Source organism: Pedobacter sp. GQ55, assembly GCF_059758925.1.
Genome location: NZ_JCAXEI010000002.1, coordinates 580,482 through 600,404 on the forward strand (window position 1 = coordinate 580,482; position 19,923 = coordinate 600,404).

The following is a 19,923-nucleotide window of genomic DNA, read 5'->3' on the forward strand; positions in this document are numbered from 1 at the left end:
GTTGATAAAAATTTTAGCCCGTAAATAGCTGGTTTTTTGCTACTTTTGCCCTGATTTTTTGTAGAGGAAGATTACACACTAACTTACTCCATTCAAAAAACAATAAACATACACAGATGAAGTTTAGTTTAGAGGCAAAAGATATACATTCAAAAGCAAGAGCAGGAACAATTACAACGGATCACGGAGAGATACAAACTCCAATTTTCATGCCTGTAGGTACTGCAGGGACAGTTAAAGCAGTACATCAAAGAGAGCTTAAGAATGATATCGATGCCAAAATAATTCTTGGAAACACCTACCATTTATATCTTAGACCAGGGTTAGATGTACTGGAACAAGCCGGTGGATTACACAAATTTATTGGCTGGGATCGTCCTATTTTAACCGACAGTGGTGGCTATCAGGTGTATTCTTTGAGCAAAGTAAGAAAAATTAAAGAAGAAGGCGTTACATTTAATTCACATATCGACGGTTCAAAGCATCTATTTACACCTGAATATGCAATGGATATACAACGTACCATCGGGGCCGACATTATCATGGCGTTTGATGAATGTACACCGTATCCCTGCGATTATAAATATGCAGCATCTTCTATTAACATGACCCATCGCTGGTTAAAGCGCTGCTGTGCACGTTTTGACTCAACAGAGCCAAAATATGGCTTTAACCAAACACTTTTCCCTATTGTACAGGGTTCAGTCTATAAAGACCTACGGAAAAAATCTGCTGAATTTATTGCATCTATGGACCGTGAGGGCAATGCAATAGGCGGCCTTTCTGTTGGTGAACCTGCCGAAGAAATGTATGGGATGACTGAAATAGTATGTGATATTTTACCATACGAAAAGCCTCGTTATTTAATGGGTGTAGGCACTCCTATCAATATTTTAGAGAATATTGCGTTAGGTGTAGATATGTTTGACTGTGTAATGCCTACAAGAAATGCCAGAAATGGTATGCTTTTCACTAAAAATGGCATCATTAATATAGGTAATAAGAAGTGGGCAAATGATTTCTCGCCAATTGAGGCCGAGAGTGACCTGCATGCAGACCAGGTATATTCAAAAGCATACTTAAGACACTTAATGCATTCAAAAGAGATCCTGGGTGCACAAATAGCTACCTTGCACAACCTACATTTCTATCTTTGGTTGGTTAAACAAGCCCGTGAAAAAATCATTGCAGGTGAGTTTTATGCATGGAAAAACAAAATGGTAACTATCTTAGGGAATAAATTATAAATGAGTTTCTTAAAAGACAGGGTTAAAATCATCGACTGGTACATTATCAGTAAGTATCTGGGTACGTTTCTGTACACCCTGACCTTATTTGTAGTGATCATCGTTATTTTTGACTTGTCGGAAAAGCTAGACGATTTTCTAAGCGCAAACCTTACTTTTTGGCAGGTTGTAACCCTGTATTATGCAGGTTCAATCCCTTTTTACGTTAACATGCTCTCGCCATTGATCAATTTTATTGCGGTAATCTTCTTTACAGCAAAGATGGCTGATCAAACCGAAATTGTGCCTATCCTAAGTGGTGGAGTAAGCTTTAACCGCTTCCTTTTACCTTATTTCATATCAGCATTTATCATATTTTCACTAAATCTAGCTTCTAATCTTTTCATTCTGCCTTATACAAATCAGCTTAAAAACAGCTTTGAGAATACTTACGTAAAGAAGAATGCATCGCCAAGCAAGAACAATATCCACATGAAATTAGATGCAAATACGTACATCTACATGGATAGTTTTGACAATAAAACAAAGAAAGGAAGCAGGTTCTCATTAGATAATTTCAAAGGGGATGTATTGACAAAAAAGCTTGTTGCAGAAGAAATATCGTACGATTCTTTAAAGAGATCATGGAAACTAACCAACTACTCTGTAAGGTATATTAATGGCCTTAAAGAGACTTTTGTAAGGGAATTAGTAAAACCTAAAGATACTGTATTGGATATGAGACCAGATGATTTCTCAGCCTATGACAATATATTTGAAAACCTGAGTAACAAAGAGTTATCAGATAAAATCAGAAAAGAAAAGATAAGAGGTACAGGTATTTGGAATGACCTACTATTTGAGCAATATAAACGCTACCTACACCCCCTTTCTGCGTTTGTTTTAACCCTCATAGGTGTTGCATTATCTTCCAGAAAGGTTCGTGGAGGTGTTGGCTTACCCCTTGGAATAGGCATATTATTAAGCTTTGGGTATATTGTAATGAACCAATTTGCCAAAATGTTCTCTCTAAAAGGAGGCACTTCTCCACTATTTGCAGTGCTGGCACCTACAATATTTTTTGGTCTGCTGGGCTATTATTTACTGAGAAAAGCGCCTAAATAATGACCCCGGTTACATCAGAAACATCTGTAACCAGAAACCTATTAATCCTGCATTTTACTGTGTTCATATGGGGCTTTACGGGCATCCTGGGGGCATTAATATCAATAGATGCGGTACAAATGGTATGGTATAGAGTAATGATAGCGAGCATAACCCTGTTTATCTACTTTATGGCTACCAAAACCAGTGTTAAAGTAACCAAAAAGCAGTTTTTACAGTTCTTCTTTACCGGCAGTATAGTGGCCATACACTGGATATTATTCTTTCATGCCATCAAGGTTTCTACAGTATCTGTAACGCTGGTATGCCTCTCTTCTTTTACCCTTTTTACGGCTATTTTAGAGCCTCTAATAAAGAAACAACGAATCCTGATACCTGATGTCATCGTCGGCTTAATCATCATTTTAGGCATATATCTGATCTTTAAATTCGAGTCGAAGTATACTTTAGGCATCATTTTCGGGCTTACTTCGGCCCTTGCATCCAGCTTATTTGCCACCATAAATTCTACTTTGGTTCAAAAGAGCGACCATAAAATCATTGGATTTTATGAGATTGCAGGTGCCTTTTTCTGGATCACTTTGTATCGTTTTGCCGACCAAAGCTTACTTACCGAGGCGTTCAATTTAAGCGTGACCGACTGGATTTACCTTACCGTTTTGGGCACCATTTGCACCGCACTTGCATACGTTGCCGGCGTATCTGTGATGCGAACTTTGTCGGCTTTTAGGGTAGCACTCATCACTAATCTTGAACCTGTTTATGGCATCCTTTTAGCCTTCATTTTCTTTGGAACTAAAGAGGCAATGTCGTCCGGATTTTACCTCGGGGCGGCACTCATTTTAGGTTCAGTTTTCCTTTATCCTATCTACAAAAAAAGAAAGAATTTACAGTAGCAAATCACCTTTTCGAACAGGAGATAGGAGGGGCGTCTTAAACCCCAAATTCAAGTCAATTCTCCCTCAACACACGACACATTTCGCAAGTATTTTATCCCGGAATATTTCTCATTTCTGTATACATCACGAAATTTTAACAAATAAATTCTGTTGGATTTTAAGCTTAATTAGTGTACCTTAACAGCAGATTCCGACAACCTGAAATTAATTAGCTCCAGAAATCCAAAAACCTCCATTTCTAGGCTAAAAATTTACAAAAATCAGAATTATCAGTTCTTTAGTTGATTAGTATATTTATTTGATAATCAGAAAATTATATACATATACATAAATTAAAAAATCATCAAAATTAGCCAACCAAAATTTACAAATACTAATTATTTTAGTAAATCATAAAAATGACATCAAATAAAGAGTTCAACAAACTGATAATCAAATCTATAATAACATTAACATTAAGTATAATTTCACATACTGCTTTTGCGCAACTTTTTGGCGGAGAACAAAACCCACTTAGTGTAAAATGGCGACAAATAAAAGCATCTGGCTTCAGGATCATCTTTCCGGACGAGCTCGAAAAAGAAGCCCAAAGAATGGCCAATACTCTGGGCTATATTTACCCCCGTGTTGGCGGTAGTCTTGGAAGGCAAAAAACCACTATCCCACTGGTCCTTCAAAATCGTGGAGTGGTCGCAAATGGCTTCGTTCAACTTGCTCCAAAAAAATCGGAATTTTACACCACTCCTCCTCAGCAATTCGACAGTCAGGATTGGCTAAATAACCTTGCTGTTCATGAGCTCAGACACGTTGCTCAATACGACAAATTAACAGGCGGAAAAGCCTACCCCTTTCCAGAGTATGTTTACTTCGCCTGGTTCGGAGTTAGCATACCACTTTGGTTTTTTGAAGGCGATGCCGTGACCACCGAAACCTCACTTACAAATGCCGGTCGCGGAAGACAGCCTTCATGGATCATGCCTTACCGAACAAGTTTGCTCGAAGGCAAAAATTTCTCATACAGCAAAGTCAGCTTTGGATCAGAAAAAGACATCACCCCCGGTTACTACCAACTCGGCTACCTGATGGCATCGAACATTAGAAAAGAATTTGGAAAAAATATTTTCGACAGCCTGCTTACCGACATCCGCAAAAGGCCAGTCAGGCTATACCCCTTTTCAAACAGCCTGAAAAAGTTCACCAAGAGCGGATCAAAAAAATGGTTTAACCAAACAACCGAAACTTTAAAAAAAGAATGGACAGCGCAATCTGAAAAAACCAAAACAGAAAACTACCCTATACTGAACAACGATTCAAAATTTGCGACCAACTACTTCCTCCCTGTAAAAATCAAAGACGGCAGAATTCTGGCACTGAAACAAAGCAAGGCAGAGACAGCACACTTCACAATAATCGACAGCGCAAAAAAAGAAACAAAACTGCTAAGCATCGGCTACCAGGAGCAGCCATGGTTTAGTTACGCAAACGACATTGTGGTTTGGGATGAGATCCGTTACGACCCAAGATATCGACAACGCAGTTACAGCGTAATTTGCAGCTACAACCTGAAAACCGGTCAGCAAAAAAAATTAACCACCAGAAGCCGGATCTTCTCACCTGCTCTTTCTGCCGACGGAAAAAAAATAATCGCAGTAAAATTTGACCTGAGCAACAAATGTAACCTGATAGAACTTGACGCAGAAACAGGCGCAGTTCTAAACACCATTCCTAATCCCGAAAACCTGATACTGCAAACTCCAGCTTACAACGCCGGCGGAAACCTAATCACCTACATTAGCGTTGGCGAAAAAGGAAAAGCCTTGTGGGTAACTGACAAGGAAGAAAAAACAGAGAAGTTGATAAAGGAAACACAGCAGCAGATAAGCAGACCGATATACATTAACCGAGGAATAGCTTTTAACGCGCACTACAACGGAATCGATAACATTTACAGCATAGATACCGTTTCAAAAAAGATAAGCGCCCTGAGCGCTTCTAAATACGGCGCCTTTAATCCAACTCAAGCCGACAGCACTACTCCCATTATTTTTAACAATTACACCCTAAGCGGTTATGGAATTTCGGAGATGCCGCTACAGCCAAAGCCCCCAGGCGATAACAATTTCGTTTATTTCGGCAGCGCCGTCCAAAAACAAGAGAACACAACAAATGTTTTCGACAATATCCCAGACAGCAGTTATACCTCAAAACCATACCACGCGCTAACAAACCTGTTCAATGTACACAGCATAATTCCGGTTATTGAAAACGAGTACCGCGGCGGGCTACAACTAAATTCCGATAACCTGCTTAACACTTTCGGTTTTTTTGCAGGAGTGGATTATTACCGTGACCTGAAAAAATTCGAGTACAATGCAGGCTTTACTTTAAAAAGTTTTTACCCAATCATAAGAGCCACCTACAGGAACCGCCCCCGAAGAACTTTCTATAACACAAAATCAGGCGTTCTGCAGGGCGATTGGAGAGAAAACAACGTCCAGCTCCAGGCATCAGTTCCAATAAGCTTAAATGTGCTAAATGAGACTTACAACTTTTCATTTAACGCACTAACCAGTTACACCCAGAGGTACCAGCCCGAAAACTTACCCAAAAATTTCATCAGCAAATTAATTTTCCCGATGGAATATAATTTCACCTTTAACCACAGCACCGCACAGGCTGCAAGAGACATTGCACCAAAATGGGCCCAGATATTGAGAATTTCTTACATGCACCAACCATTTGACGACAACCTTGCCGGCCGATTGTTCGCCGTTGAAGGATTTCTGTATTTCCCTGGTCTGCTAAAAAATCACTCTTTCCTTGCCAATTTCAATTATCAAAATACATCAGGCATAAGATTGTACGACCAGGAAATAAACACTGTTTATGGCTACAGTAACATCAGGGCAAAAAGCGTTCTAAGAAATACTTTGCTTTTCAACTACCGTTTCCCTATCGTTTTCCCCGATGCAGAAATCGGTCCGCTTGCATACATCAGAAACCTGAGGGCAGGTATGTTTTGCCATTATGAAAACATTGGCACAGAAACAAATTTAGCAGAACCTAAAACTTTTGGTTTCGAATTACGTAGTAGTATGAACCTGCTGCGTTATCAGCCGATAGTGGATGTGGGCGCCAGGTGTGTTTTTGTAAACAAAGTGTATAACCAAAATCCTATATTAGAATTAATTTTAAACTATAGCTTTTAAGTCATGAAGACCAAAACCATTTTCATCATCGCATTTACAGCAATCATTACCATCTTTTTAATGATAAATACAGACGCCGTAGAGTTTAACTTCATTTTTGTAAAGAAAGAAATTTCTAAACTGCTGGTAGTGGGTGTATGTACCTTTGTTGGATTCATACTGGGCTATTGGGCCGGCAGACCCAGGACTACTTTAAGCACCTACGACAGGATTGACACCCCGATAAAACCCGAAGACCGCAAGAAAACGTTGAGCGATGAGGATCGCGATTATATTAGCTAGAAGATTAGCCGTCCTCGACAATAGGAGATCTCTTGAACATGCATAGCTAAGAGATTCTCTCCTATCGCCGAGATGACGGGGCTATTGAAATGACGGCAGCCATCACTACTTCGTTACTGATGAATTTCGTATGTAAAATTCAGCGTAGCTGAACGTTCTAAAATATTAGATACTGAGCAATATTTTTCGAAAGTTAAAGCAAGTGCTCTTTCCACTTTCTGAACATTCAATGGACCATAAAGATCAAAATGTATGTTTATTACATCAAATATTGGCGGCATCTCCTGGTCCTTACGGGTAGCCTTAATATTGATCTTAACATCGTTTAAGGGTTCCTTTTGCTTGGTTAGCACATTCACAACATCAATTCCACTGCAGCCTCCAAGGCCAATCAACAGCATCTCCATTGGTCTAAAACCTTTACCTTCTCCACCAATTTCAGGCTTAGCATCCAGTTCTACAGTTTGACCGCTTGGATTCTGCGCTTCAAAATTAAATTTATTGTTTTTACGTATCAGGTTAATTTCCATTTGTAAATATCTTATGCTTGTAAATATGTTCTTTGGTACTAAATGTTATAAAACACCTTATTGTTCCTTTCCAGTTCGGGCAATCTAACATGATCCTCAAATATTGCAAAAACTGACGAGCCACTCCCACTCATGGCAGCAAATATTGCTCCCTCATGATAAAGTGCTTGTTTTACCGCAGCTATTTCCGGGTATTTCAAAAACACAGTGCTTTCAAAATCATTCTTCAGGTTCGGTTTCCAGTCTTTTAACTGCAATTGGATTAACTCCTTTAATGAAACACCGGATTTATGAGGCACAATTCCACTATAAGCATCGGCAGTAGATACATGCACTGGGGGCTTAACCAATACAATCTTGTAGCCAGAAAGATCAACTTTAACTTCGCTAAACTCATCGCCCTTCCCCTCTGCAAAAACAGGTTTATTATTAATAAAAAAAGCACAATCAGCACCTAGCTGCCTTGCATAATCTTCCATTTGATGGGTATTTAAGTTCAATTGAAATTTATCGTTCAGTAACTTGATCAGAAATGCAGCATCAGATGAACCACCACCTAAGCCGGCCCCAACTGGGATATTTTTAAGCAGCGTAATTTGCTGAGCTGGCAAATCGAAATCTTTATTAAGCAATTCAAATGCTTTTAGGCAGATATTATCCTCAATGATCCCTGGAATATCGATTCCTTTAATCTGACAAGTTGTTTCCATAGCATCTGTAATTTCTATAACATCATTTATTTTTACCGGATAAAATACCGTTTCCAGATTATGGTATCCGTCAGATCTTTTTTCAGTTACATACAGACCAAGGTTGATCTTGGCATTAGCAAATGCAAGCATTGATTTTTGCGTTTATTGTTAGGCTGGCAAACTTACAAAAATCAAAAACATAGTGTAGAACTATAGCTTTAAAGATTCCATATAATATGTACTTTTGTAACAATTAGCCTTTTTAAATTAATCAGATGAAACAGTATTTAGATTTGATGCAGCATGTGCTTGATCATGGCACACAAAAACATGACCGTACCGGAACCGGCACCATCAGTGTATTTGGATATCAGATGCGGTTTAATCTGCAGGAAGGCTTTCCTATGGTTACCACAAAAAAACTGCACTTAAAATCAATCATCCATGAGTTGATCTGGTTTTTAACCGGGGATACCAATATTAAATATTTAAAGGATAATGGGGTAAGAATATGGGACGAATGGGCTGATGCTGACGGCAATTTAGGCCCTGTATACGGATCGCAATGGCGCTCATGGCCTAAACCTGACGGCGGACATATCGATCAGATAGCGCAGATCATCAACACCATTAAAAACAGCCCGGATTCCAGAAGGATCATTGTATCGGCATGGAATGTTGCCGAGGTAGAACATATGGCGCTTCCTCCCTGCCATGCATTTTTCCAGTTCTATGTTGCAAATGGAAAATTAAGCTGTCAGCTTTATCAGCGTAGCGCCGATATATTTTTAGGTGTCCCTTTTAATATTGCTTCTTATGCCCTGCTAACCATGATGGTTGCCCAAGTGTGCGGTTTGGAGTATGGAGACTTTATTCATACCCTTGGCGATGCTCATTTATACAACAATCATATTGAGCAGACAAAACTGCAGCTGAGCAGAGATCCTAAAAAATTGCCTGTAATGGAAATAAACCCTGAGGTTAAAAACATCTTTGATTTTAAGTTTGAAGACTTTACATTGAAAGCTTATGAAGCTCATCCGCATATTAAAGGAGTAGTTGCAGTATGATCGTTTCAATTGTAGTAGCTATTGCCCAAAATAATGCCATCGGTAAAAACAATCAGTTATTATGGCATTTACCAGCCGATTTAAAGCATTTTAAACAAATAACCAGCGGACATACCATTATTATGGGCCGAAAAACCTATGATTCTATTGGCAGACCACTACCCAACAGACGTAACATCGTGATTACAAGAAATACTGACCTTGCCATTGAAGGCGTTGAGGTAGTAACTACTCTTGATGAAGCTTTAGCACTTTGTGACAAAGATGAAGAAGTGTTTATTGTAGGTGGTGCGCAAATCTATGAGTATGCACTTGGCAAAACTGATCGCATCTATCTTACCACCGTACACCAGACTTATGATGCAGATACCTTCTTTCCGGAAATTGATAAACAGACCTGGAAAGTAATAAATTCTGAAGATCATGAGCCTGATGAAAAAAATGTAGTAGCTTACACATTTTCGACACTTGAGCGGTATTAAACAATCTTTAAAGCAAATAGTTGGAGGCCTATAATAAAAACTTTCATAACGTGGCCTATTAATTAAAAAAATAATTAGATTTGCCGACTTGTTAAAAAAATATATAGCATATAGACTAATAATTACAAACAAATGCAGGGTAAAGGTTTTATAAAATTTATGGCGATACTTTTAGGTATCGTCTGTGTGTATTCTCTCTCATTCAACTTTGTTACTTCTAAAGTTGAAAAAGACGCAAAAGCTTATGCTAAAGGAGACCTGGATAAGGAAAAAGCTTATTTAGATTCGATGGCAACAGTACCGGTATATCCTCTTTTTGGATTTAATTACCAGTTCTGTAAAGAAAAAGAAATCAACCTTGGTTTAGACTTAAAAGGTGGTATGAACGTAACGATGGAAATATCGTTATCAGAACTGGTTAAATCTTTAGCCGGAAATACTGATGATGCTAATTTCAACAAAGCGTTGGTTACTGCTCAAACTCAATTGAACGCTGGCGGAAAAGACTTCATTAACTTATTTGTTAACGAATTTGAAAAACTTTCTCCTAACGTAAAATTAGCTGACTTCTTTTCTAATCAAGACAACTCTAAACTTCTTAAACCTGATGCCAGCAATTCGGAAGTAAAAAACTTCTTATCTAAAGAAGCTACTAGTGCTATTGACCGTTCATTCGTGATCATCAGAAGTCGTATCGATGGTTTCGGAGTAGTAAGTCCAAACATGCAGAAACAAGAAGGTACTAATCGTATCCTAATTGAGATGCCAGGTGTTCAGGACAAAGAAAGGGTTCACAAATTATTACAAGGTTCTGCAGAATTGCAATTCTGGCAAGTATATAACAACGAAGAGGTGTATCCGGTGATGGAGAACATCAATAAAACACTTGCCTCAACTTTAAAAGTTGCAGACACAAGTGCCGCTTCAAAAACTTCAACAGATACTACTGCTGCTAAATCGGAAAGTAAATTAGCTGGTTTAGCAAAAAATAAGGACACTAAAGATTCGGCCGGAGTTAAAAACTCTGACCTGGCAAAATCTAATCCTTTATTTTCTGTATTAAACGTACCTACTTACCAAGGTCAGAACGGACAGCCTTCATTACGTCCAGGACCAGTTGTTGGTTGGGTTGCTCAAAAAGATACTGCTAAAGTAAACGCTTACTTTAAAAGACCTGAAATTGCTTCTATCATTCCTCAGAGTTACAAATTCATGTGGAGTGTTAAACCGATGGACATTGCTCAATCTGGTGGTGCTAAGATTTTCGAATTGTACGCAATCAAATCTCTGTCTTCTGATGGCAAGCCTGATTTAGGTGGTGAAGCGATTAGCGATGCCCGTCATGATTACGATCAAAAAGGTCGTCCCGAAGTAACCATGTATATGACTGGGGAGGGTGCTGCAAAATGGAAAAAAATTACTGCTGAAGCTTCTGCTGATCCAAACAATAAAAAATCTATTGCTATTGTACTAGACAATACTGTTTACTCTGCGCCTACTGTACAAAATGAGATCCCTAACGGTATCTCTTCTATCACTGGTAGTTTCACAGTTAACGATACTCAGGATTTAGCAAATATCTTAAAAGCGGGTAAACTTCCTGCTCCTGCAAGAATTGTTGGTGAATTCGTTGTTGGTCCTTCACTTGGTGAGGCTGCTATCCACAATGGTTTATTATCATTCGTATTGGCATTTATTGTGATTCTTGTATTTATGGCTTTATATTATAATAAAGCTGGATGGGTTGCTAACCTTGCATTGGTGATCAACTTGTTCTTTATCATGGGTATTTTAGTATCATTAGGTGCGGTGTTAACATTGCCTGGTATTGCAGGTATCGTGCTGGTAATCGGGTTATCAGTAGATGCGAACATTCTTATATTTGAACGTGTAAGAGAAGAGCTTACTTTAGGTAAACCTACTCCCGTAGCTATCAAAGAAGGTTTCAAACATGCAATGTCATCTATCATTGACTCGAACGTTACTGTATTTGTGTTGGGCGCTATCCTTTACATCTTCGGTAGTGGTCCGGTTCAAGGTTTTGCTACTACGTTATGTATCGGTATCTTATCATCTCTATTCTGTGCGGTATTGATCTCACGTTTAGTTTTCGAATACCTTTTAGATAAAAAATCTAACATCACGTTTGGTAACAAACACACTATCCACGCATTTAAGAACATTGCTTTCAACTTTGTTGGTCATAGAAAACTTTATTACTCTATTTCTACTGCAATCATTGTTTTAGGTTTTATTTTCTACTTCAAAAATGGCGGTTTAAACCTTGGTATCGACTTTAAAGGTGGTAGAACTTATATCGTTCACTTCGATAAAGGAATGCACACAGAAGACGTTAAAGCTAGTCTGAATGCATCTTTCCCTGAATCAGAAACTATCGTTAAAACTGCAGGTGCTGATAATGAATTAAAAATCACAACTACTTACCACATTACTGATCAGGATCAGGGTGCTGATAAATTAGTTGAGAAAGCATTACACGAAGGTTTAGCAAAAACCGGTGTTAAGTATACTATTGAAAGTAATGAAAAGGTAGGTCCCATTATTGCGAGTGATATTGTTTACGGAGCATATGGAGCAATTCTATTCTCTTGTTTAGTGATGTTCTTCTATATCGTAGTAAGGTTTAAGAAACTAAACTATGGTTTAGGTGCCGTTATCGCATTGTTCCATGATGTGCTTCTTGTACTTTCATTCTACACAATTTTAGATGGTGTATTACCATTCTCACTAGAGATTGGTCAGGATTTCATTGCGGCCATCTTAACGGTAATGGGTTACACCATGACTGAGACAGTTGTTGTGTTTGACCGTATCCGTGAGAAACTTGCAGAAAGCGGTAAAGAAGATCTTCATGGTGAGGAACGTAATAAATTAATCAACTTTGCATTGAACAGTACTTTAAGTCGTACTATTTTGACTTCACTAACTGTGTTCTTCGTATTACTAGTAATCTTCATCTTCGGTGGAGCTAGTATCCGCGGATTTATCTTTGCTTTATTAATTGGTCGTATTATCGGTACATATTCATCATTATGTATCTCTACTCCTATCGTTATCGATCTTGGTAAAAACAAATAAGTAATTACTTACAAATGATAATTAAAGGCACCCTTTTTGGGTGCCTTTTTGTTTGTTATGTATATTTACCAAAATTGATTTTTATGGAACAACGTTTTCCTAAAGGCAACAAACCCAGAATTGTAATTGTAGGCGGCGGCTTTGGTGGCATTGAGCTGGCAAAGAAACTGCGAAATAAGGACATAGAAGTAATTATGTTCGATAAACATAATTACCATACATTTCAGCCATTGTTATATCAGGTTGCTACGGGGGGGTTAGAAGCAGATTCAATAGCTTTCCCATTAAGAAAGATCTTTAAAGGCCAAAAAAACCTAACTTTTAGGGTTACTGAAGTGAAAAAGGTTTTGCCTCTTGAAAATGCGGTAGAAACTACTATTGGTATTTTTGAATACGATCATCTTGTAATTGCTACGGGATCGACCAGTAACTTTTTTGGGCAGGATGAGATTGAGCACAATGCCATGCCCATGAAATCAATTCCTGAAGCATTAAACCTTAGGAGTTTATTACTTCAAAATTTGGAATCTGCACAAATCGCTACAGATAAGCTTACCGAAGCTGAATTGTTGAATTTTGTGGTTGTTGGCGGTGGGCCAACCGGTGTGGAAACCTCTGGTGCAATTGCAGAGCTTAAAAAACACGTTTTAAAAAATGACTACCCTGAATTAGACCTCAAAAAGGTTAATATTTACTTGATAGAAGGTTCTCCCGAATTATTAGGAGCAATGTCTGTTCAGGCACAAAAGAAATCTGAAGAGTTTCTTGGCGAGCTTGGGGTAACTGTTATGACCAATTCTCGTGTTCAATCTTATAACGGGAAGCAGCTAGTTCTTGTGGATGGCAGGATTATTCCTACTTCAACTGTAATTTGGTCGGCCGGAGTAAAAGGAGTAGTAATTGACGGATTAAATCCGCAATGTGTAGTCAGGGGAAATCGTGTAAAGGTTAATGAAATCAGCAGAGTTGACGGTCATGATAATATTTATGCTATTGGAGATGTGGCCGCAATGATTACAGAAGAGTTCCCTAATGGTTATCCTGGTGTTGCACCGGCGGCTATACAACAGGGGAAGCAGCTTGCGGAGAATCTGATCAATATTATTGGCAACAAACCCACAGAACCCTTTAAATACTTTGACAAAGGCGCAATGGCAACTGTTGGCAGAAACAGAGCGGTTGTAGATATTCATAAGGTTAGGTTTCAGGGCATATTTGCCTGGTTTACCTGGATGTTTGTTCACTTAATGACACTTGTTGGCTTTAGAAATAAACTGGTGGTATTTGTGAATTGGGTATGGAGCTATTTTAGTTATGATCGGGGAACAAGGTTAATTATCCGTCCGTTTCTAAGAGGGAATCCAGAACCTGAAGTAGTAGAACCCAAACCCGTTAATGATGAAACAAAAGGCAATTAAGCTTATTGAGTGCCCTCGTGATGCCATGCAGGGTATTCATGATTTCATAGATACTGATGTTAAAGCGGCATATATTAACCTGCTCTTGCAAGTGGGGTTCGATACCATAGATTTCGGTAGCTTTGTATCTCCCAAAGCGATTCCTCAGTTACGGGATACGCGTGAGGTTCTATCTAAGCTTGATTTGAGTATTACAAATTCTAAACTCCTGGCTATTGTAGCTAATTTACGTGGTGTTGAAGAAGCGATTGTGCACAATGAGATAACTTACCTGGGCTTTCCTTTTTCTATTTCAGAAACTTTTCAACAGAGAAATACCAATTCAAGCATCGCCCAATCAATGGACACGGTAAAACAGATGCTTGAACTTTGCGATAAAAATAGTAAAACAGCAGTCGTTTATTTATCTATGGGTTTTGGAAACCCATATGGAGATAACTGGAATGTGGAGATAGTTGAAAAATGGGCAGATGAACTGGTTACCAATGGCGTGAAGATACTTTCATTGTCGGATACCACAGGCGTTTCTTCTCCTGAAAAAATCAGAGCGATTTTGCCGCCCCTGGTTAAGAGATTTGAAAACACAGAGATCGGCTTGCATTTACACAGTACACCCAACACGCGTTTTGAGAAAATTGAGGCTGCTTACGAAAGCGGCTGCCGAAGATTTGATAGTGCGTTAAAAGGATTTGGAGGCTGCCCCATGGCTACGGATGACCTGACAGGTAATCTTGCTACGGAAGAACTTATTGCCTACTTAGAAAGCAGGAATGAGGCCTTAAACCTAAATATGGACAAGTGGCAGGAAGCTGTTCTGTTTTCACAACAGGTTTTTCCCCTTGGATTAGCTTAAGCTTACTAAGCGTGATGGTGCTTTTTAACCATTTTGTAATGCTGTATACCGGCCTCTTCAAATTGGTCACCCTCTGCTATAAAGCCAAATCTAGAATATAACCTCATTGCATCCAACTGCGCATTTAAATAAATGTAATCTGCATCAGAAGGTAAGTCAGATAAGGCTGCTGCTACCAGGGCCTGCCCTATTCTTTTTCCTCTGAACTTTTTCAGTACAGCAAATCGTTCTAATTTATATCCATTTTCTGTTTTGCGCCAACGACATGCGCCACAAGGTTCGTTGTTTAACAATGCCAGAAAATGTTTAGAAACATCTTCATTTTCCCATTCCAGCTCTGGAGGGCAATTCTGTTCTTCAACAAAAACGGTTTTTCTAATTGCAAATACCTTATCCAAATCTTGCGGATTGTTTACCTTAATTACCTGAAGTGCGTCCATGATTTCTATTTATTTTTAGCTTTTAAATGCAACAAAAAAAGCGCCACAAGTATAATTCCTGTAGCGCTTCGTAACTTTTACCCAAGGATTATAATTTGTCGCTTGCGTCTTTGCAATTTAAATCTTCAAATGCTTGTGTTAAACGTTTAACAAAGGCTTCTTCCCCTTTACGTAACCAAACACGAGGATCGTAGTATTTTTTATTAGGTTTATCTTCGCCATCAGGATTTCCGATTTGAGCTTGAAGATAAGCTTCATTCGCTTTATAGTAATCTAAAATACCTTCCCACATTGCCCATTGCATATCTGTATCGATATTCATTTTAATAGCTCCGTAAGAAATAGCTTCTCTGATCTCTTCCTGAGAAGAACCAGAACCACCATGGAATACAAAGTTAATAGGTTTATCAGCAGAAATATTGAATTTTTCTTTGATGAAATCCTGGGAGTTTTTAAGAATTACTGGTTGTAATTTAACGTTACCTGGTTTATAAACACCGTGAACGTTACCAAACGCAGCTGCAACAGTGAATTTATCACTTACTTTGCTTAATTCTTCGTAAGCATAAGCTACTTCCGAAGGCTGAGTATATAATTTAGAACTATCTACATCGCTGTTATCAACGCCATCTTCTTCACCACCTGTAACACCAAGCTCGATTTCAATGGTCATGCCTAATTTAGCCATACGTGCTAAATATTTAGCAGAGATTTCCATGTTCTCTTCGATAGACTCTTCAGATAAGTCAAGCATGTGTGAAGAAAACAATGGTTTTCCAGTTTCCGCAAAGAATTTCTCGCCATGATCTAACAATCCGTCGATCCATGGTAATAATTTTTTAGCAGCATGGTCAGTGTGTAATATTACAGCAACACCATAATGTTCAGCCAATAAATGAACGTGTTTAGCTGCAGATACTGCACCTAATACGCAAGCATTCAGGTTATCATTATTTAATGTTTTACCCGCGTAGAATTGTGCTCCACCGTTAGAAAGTTGAATGATAACAGGTGAATTAACTGCTTTGGCAGTTTCCATTACTGCATTAATGGTATTTGTACCGGTAACATTTACTGCTGGCAAAGCAAATTGATGTTTTTTAGCCTGTTCAAACAATTCCTGAACGGCATCTCCGTAAATTACGCCCTTGTAGCCTTTTAAACTCATTTTTTATAATTTTATATCTGCCGAAGTTAGGAAAAATATCACTTTGGGCAAACCAATAAGGGGATTATTTTCAATTAAACCGTATTGTTTGGGCTTGGTAATGAAGCGATCATGAGTTATTATATATTTTTTATATGATTTGGGTACTCATGATCGTTTAACTAAAGTATCCTTAAACTGTTCTAATTTTTTTTTGTTTCTTTGTAATCGCATTTTTCAAGAAATAACATGGCTTGGTTTAAAAGAGAGAAAAAAGGTATTAGTACGCTTACTGAAGAAAAAAAAGAAGCGCCAGACGGTTTATGGAACAAGTGTCCGAATTGTAAAAAAGCATTACATACTGCCGATCAAATAGAGAATAAATATGTTTGCCAATATTGTGACTATCATTTAAGAATAGGGTCTAAAGAATATTTTCAGGTATTATTTGACGATAATAAGTTCACGGAGCTTTTCTCAAATTTAACATCAGGAGATCCCTTGAATTTTACAGATAGTAAGCCCTACACTGAAAGGTTAGTAGAAAGCATGACTAAAACAGGCTTAAAAGACGCAATTAGAGCTGCTCACGGTAAAATAGAAGGTGAAGACATCATTATAGCTTGTATGGATTTCAATTTTATTGGTGGATCTATGGGTTCAGTAGTAGGTGAAAAAATTGCCCGTTCTATTGACCACGCAATAAAACATAAAGTTCCATTTTTAATGATCTCTAAATCTGGGGGTGCCCGGATGATGGAAGCTGCATTCTCGTTAATGCAAATGGCAAAAACTTCAGCAAAACTTGCGCTATTAAGTCAGGCTAAAGTTCCTTATATATCTTTGCTTACAGATCCAACAACTGGTGGTGTAACTGCTTCTTATGCGATGCTTGGTGACATTAACATTGCTGAGCCCGGTGCTTTGATCGGTTTTGCCGGCCCAAGGGTTATTAAAGAAACCATAAAAAAAGATCTGCCTAAGGGTTTCCAAACGGCAGAATTCGTTTTGGAGCATGGTTTCCTTGATTTCATTGTAGATCGCAGAATGATGAAAGCCAAGCTTGCTGCTTTCCTTAAAATGATGAAGAACTAGAAAAATACTATAACAAAAAAGGCCAGGGAAATTTACCTGGCCTTTTTTGTTTAGCAAATACTATTTGCCTGTATCTGTTGAAAGTGAATAAGGGAAATCTGACTCGTTAGCGCCTCTTTCTTTATTCGGAGTCTCAGACATATCAAAGTCTAAAGTGGCACCTTGTAATAAAGTAGAGTGGCTTAACCAGTTTTTAGAATATGGTTTGCCATTATACTTTAAGGTTTGTACATACTTGTTATCAGCACTGTTTTTTGGCGCATTGATAGTGATTGTTTTACCGTTCTCTAAATTAAGCGTAATCTTTTTAAACAATGGAGCTCCGATAACATACTGATCTACAGCTGGGGTTACAGGATAAAATCCTAAAGCAGAGAACACATACCATGCAGATGTTTGTCCGTTATCCTCATCTCCACAGTATCCATCAGGCGTAGCTTTATACATTCTATCCATAGTTTCACGTACCCAGTATTGAGTTTTCCATGGTGCACCAGCATAGTTATATAAATAAATCATATGCTGGATTGGCTGATTACCATGAGCATACTGTCCCATGTTGGCAATTTGCATTTCACGGATCTCGTGGATCACCCCACCATAATAGCTATCATCAAACACTGGAGGAAGTGTAAATACTGAGTCCAGTTTCTGAACAAATTTATCTTTACCGCCCATTAACTTAGATAATCCATCAATATCCTGGAATACTGACCATGAATAATGCCAGCTGTTTCCTTCTGTAAATGCATCACCCCATTTGAATGGGTTAAAAGGAGACTGGAATTTACCATCCTGATTTTTACCACGCATTAAACCTGTTGAAGGATCAAACAGATTTTTATAGTTCATACTGCGTTTTTTATAAATATCTATCTCAGACGCAGGTTTGCCTAATGCTTTACCTAATTGATAGATGGCAAAATCATCATAAGAATACTCTAATGTTCTTGCCGCATTTTCATTAATCTTTACATCGTAAGGCACATAACCTAATTCATTGTAGTATTTAACGCCACGACGACCTGTGGCTTCAGGACCTTCATTATTAGCGCCATGTTTTACAGCATCCCATAATGTATTGATGTCGTAACCACGCATACCTTTAATGTAGGCATCAGCAACAACGGAAGCAGAGTTATTTCCAATCATACAATCAGAATAACTAGGGCTTGACCACTCAGGCAACCATCCACCCTCTTTATAATCGTTCACTAAACCTTCTTGCATTTCTTTGTTTATAGATGGATAAACAAGGTTAAGGAATGGATATAGCGCTCTGAATGTATCCCAGAAACCGGTACCAGCAAATCTGTAACCAGGAGCTGTTTTGCCAGTGTATGGGCTATAGTGTACTATCTTATTGCTCTTATCTACCTCATACATTTTGTGAGGAAAGAATAAAGTGCGGTATAAACTTGAATAAAAAGTACGAACCTGATCTATAGTTCCGCCTTCAACAGAGATTTTGCTAAGTGTTTTGTTCCACACCGCTTTTCCTTTTTGTTTAGTTGTTTCGAAACTATCGTTTGATAATTCTCTTGTCAGGTTGATATCTGCCTGCTCAAAGCTGATAAATGAAGAAGCAACTTTCATATTAACCTGCTCCCCTTTTTCGGTTTTAAACCCTATGATAGCACCTGAGTGATCACTTTGTAACTCCAATGTATCTTTTGCAAGGTTTTTCCCTCTCCATGCATTTGCAGATGTAAAAGGTTTATCAAAATAAATAACAAAGTAGTTTTTAAAGTTTTCAAGTTTTCCTCGGCTGTATCTGGTACTGTAACCAATTACTTTACGTTCGCCAGGTATTATTTTGATGTATGAACCCTTATCAAAAGCATCAATAACTACATAAGAATCATTTGTTTTTGGGAAGGTGAAGCGGAACTGGGCAGCTCTTTCTGTAGGAGTGATTTCTGTTGTTACATCAGCATCAGCCAAATAAACACTATAGTAGTAAGGTTTTACAGTTTCAGATTTATGAGAATACCAGCTTGCTCTATCATCCTGGTTAAATCTCATTTTACCTGTTACAGGCATTACCGAGAACTGACCATAATCATTCATCCATGGAGATGGCTGATGTGTTTGTTTGAATCCTCTTATCTTATCAGCATCGTAGGTATAAGCCCACCCGTCGCCCATTTTACCAGTTTGTGGTGTCCAAAAGTTCATTCCCCATGGCAACGCTATTGTTGGATAGGTGTTTCCATTAGACAAATCTGGTTTACTTGCAGTACCCATTAGCGGATTAATCCATTCAACAGGATCTGTTACTTTGCCCACTGTCTGTCCAAACAGCGCAGAGGATGCCAGAACTAATGAGGCGGTTAAAAATTGTTTAATCATGGTT

The 19,923-nt window shown here is 38.4% G+C and carries 16 protein-coding genes; 11 read left to right on the forward strand and 5 right to left on the reverse strand.

Features of this window, described 5'->3' with window-relative positions; genetic code table 11:
- The first annotated feature begins 116 nt into the window (after window positions 1–116).
- The 5 genes from tgt (at window position 117) to AC6CH7_RS07420 (ending at window position 6,741) form a co-directional block, all read left to right on the forward strand.
- On the forward strand, window positions 117–1,247 hold the full coding sequence (tgt, locus tag AC6CH7_RS07400; RefSeq protein WP_498262069.1) for a tRNA guanosine(34) transglycosylase Tgt: 1,131 nt from the start codon (window positions 117–119) through the stop codon (window positions 1,245–1,247).
- Entirely contained in the window at window positions 1,248–2,351 is a 1,104-nt protein-coding gene (locus AC6CH7_RS07405; RefSeq protein WP_498262070.1) for an LptF/LptG family permease, read from the forward strand. It begins immediately after the preceding gene.
- Window positions 2,351–3,247 (forward strand): DMT family transporter, encoded by an 897-nt coding sequence (locus AC6CH7_RS07410; protein ID WP_498262071.1) that lies wholly within the window; start codon window positions 2,351–2,353, stop codon window positions 3,245–3,247. Before AC6CH7_RS07405 ends, AC6CH7_RS07410 begins: the two co-directional genes overlap by 1 nt.
- A 401-nt stretch (window positions 3,248–3,648) precedes the next feature.
- Window positions 3,649–6,459 (forward strand): TolB-like translocation protein, encoded by a 2,811-nt coding sequence (locus tag AC6CH7_RS07415; protein WP_498262072.1) that lies wholly within the window; start codon window positions 3,649–3,651, stop codon window positions 6,457–6,459.
- A 3-nt stretch (window positions 6,460–6,462) separates the two neighbouring features.
- Complete coding sequence (locus AC6CH7_RS07420; RefSeq protein WP_498262073.1) at window positions 6,463–6,741, forward strand: LapA family protein; 279 nt, start codon at window positions 6,463–6,465, stop codon at window positions 6,739–6,741.
- Window positions 6,742–6,854: 113 nt separating this feature from the next.
- Here the strand turns inward: AC6CH7_RS07420 and AC6CH7_RS07425 are convergent, their stop codons facing one another.
- Both AC6CH7_RS07425 and ispE read right to left on the reverse strand, forming a co-directional pair.
- Window positions 6,855–7,271, reverse strand: a complete 417-nt coding sequence (locus AC6CH7_RS07425) for an OsmC family protein (protein ID WP_498262074.1) — start codon at window positions 7,269–7,271, stop codon at window positions 6,855–6,857.
- 38 nt (window positions 7,272–7,309) lie between these two features.
- Window positions 7,310–8,113, reverse strand: coding sequence for a 4-(cytidine 5'-diphospho)-2-C-methyl-D-erythritol kinase (gene ispE, locus AC6CH7_RS07430; RefSeq protein ID WP_498262075.1), 804 nt, complete (start codon window positions 8,111–8,113; stop codon window positions 7,310–7,312).
- A gap of 125 nt (window positions 8,114–8,238) precedes the next feature.
- On the opposite strand from ispE, the gene AC6CH7_RS07435 reads away from it, so the two are divergent.
- The 5 genes from AC6CH7_RS07435 to AC6CH7_RS07455 all read left to right on the forward strand — a co-directional run bounded on the left by AC6CH7_RS07435 (window position 8,239) and on the right by AC6CH7_RS07455 (window position 14,885).
- Window positions 8,239–9,033, forward strand: a complete 795-nt coding sequence (locus AC6CH7_RS07435) for a thymidylate synthase (RefSeq protein WP_498262076.1) — start codon at window positions 8,239–8,241, stop codon at window positions 9,031–9,033.
- Complete coding sequence (locus tag AC6CH7_RS07440) at window positions 9,030–9,515, forward strand: dihydrofolate reductase (RefSeq protein ID WP_498262077.1); 486 nt, start codon at window positions 9,030–9,032, stop codon at window positions 9,513–9,515. The genes AC6CH7_RS07435 and AC6CH7_RS07440 overlap by 4 nt, the downstream gene beginning before the upstream one ends.
- Window positions 9,516–9,647: 132 nt before the next feature.
- On the forward strand, window positions 9,648–12,614 hold the full coding sequence (secDF, locus tag AC6CH7_RS07445; RefSeq protein WP_498262078.1) for a protein translocase subunit SecDF: 2,967 nt from the start codon (window positions 9,648–9,650) through the stop codon (window positions 12,612–12,614).
- Between the two features lie 83 nt (window positions 12,615–12,697).
- The gene (locus AC6CH7_RS07450) at window positions 12,698–14,032 is read left to right on the forward strand and encodes an NAD(P)/FAD-dependent oxidoreductase (protein ID WP_498262079.1); all 1,335 of its coding nucleotides are present in this window, start codon (window positions 12,698–12,700) and stop codon (window positions 14,030–14,032) included.
- On the forward strand, window positions 14,010–14,885 hold the full coding sequence (locus AC6CH7_RS07455; RefSeq protein WP_498262080.1) for a hydroxymethylglutaryl-CoA lyase: 876 nt from the start codon (window positions 14,010–14,012) through the stop codon (window positions 14,883–14,885). Before AC6CH7_RS07450 ends, AC6CH7_RS07455 begins: the two co-directional genes overlap by 23 nt.
- A 5-nt stretch (window positions 14,886–14,890) precedes the next feature.
- On the opposite strand, the gene AC6CH7_RS07460 is transcribed toward AC6CH7_RS07455, so the two are convergent.
- Both AC6CH7_RS07460 and fbaA read right to left on the reverse strand, forming a co-directional pair.
- A complete protein-coding gene (locus AC6CH7_RS07460; protein ID WP_498262081.1) occupies window positions 14,891–15,325 on the reverse strand; it encodes a GNAT family N-acetyltransferase in 435 nt (144 codons plus the stop codon).
- Between the two features lie 88 nt (window positions 15,326–15,413).
- A complete protein-coding gene (fbaA, locus tag AC6CH7_RS07465) occupies window positions 15,414–16,493 on the reverse strand; it encodes a class II fructose-bisphosphate aldolase (protein ID WP_048906924.1) in 1,080 nt (359 codons plus the stop codon).
- Window positions 16,494–16,721: 228 nt separating this feature from the next.
- On the opposite strand from fbaA, the gene accD reads away from it, so the two are divergent.
- Window positions 16,722–17,567: an acetyl-CoA carboxylase, carboxyltransferase subunit beta gene (gene accD, locus AC6CH7_RS07470; protein WP_498262082.1), complete on the forward strand. Its 846-nt coding sequence runs from the start codon at window positions 16,722–16,724 to the stop codon at window positions 17,565–17,567.
- A 60-nt stretch (window positions 17,568–17,627) separates the two neighbouring features.
- On the opposite strand, the gene AC6CH7_RS07475 is transcribed toward accD, so the two are convergent.
- Window positions 17,628–19,919, reverse strand: a complete 2,292-nt coding sequence (locus tag AC6CH7_RS07475) for a GH92 family glycosyl hydrolase (RefSeq protein ID WP_498262083.1) — start codon at window positions 19,917–19,919, stop codon at window positions 17,628–17,630.
- Between the last annotated feature and the right edge of the window lie 4 nt (window positions 19,920–19,923).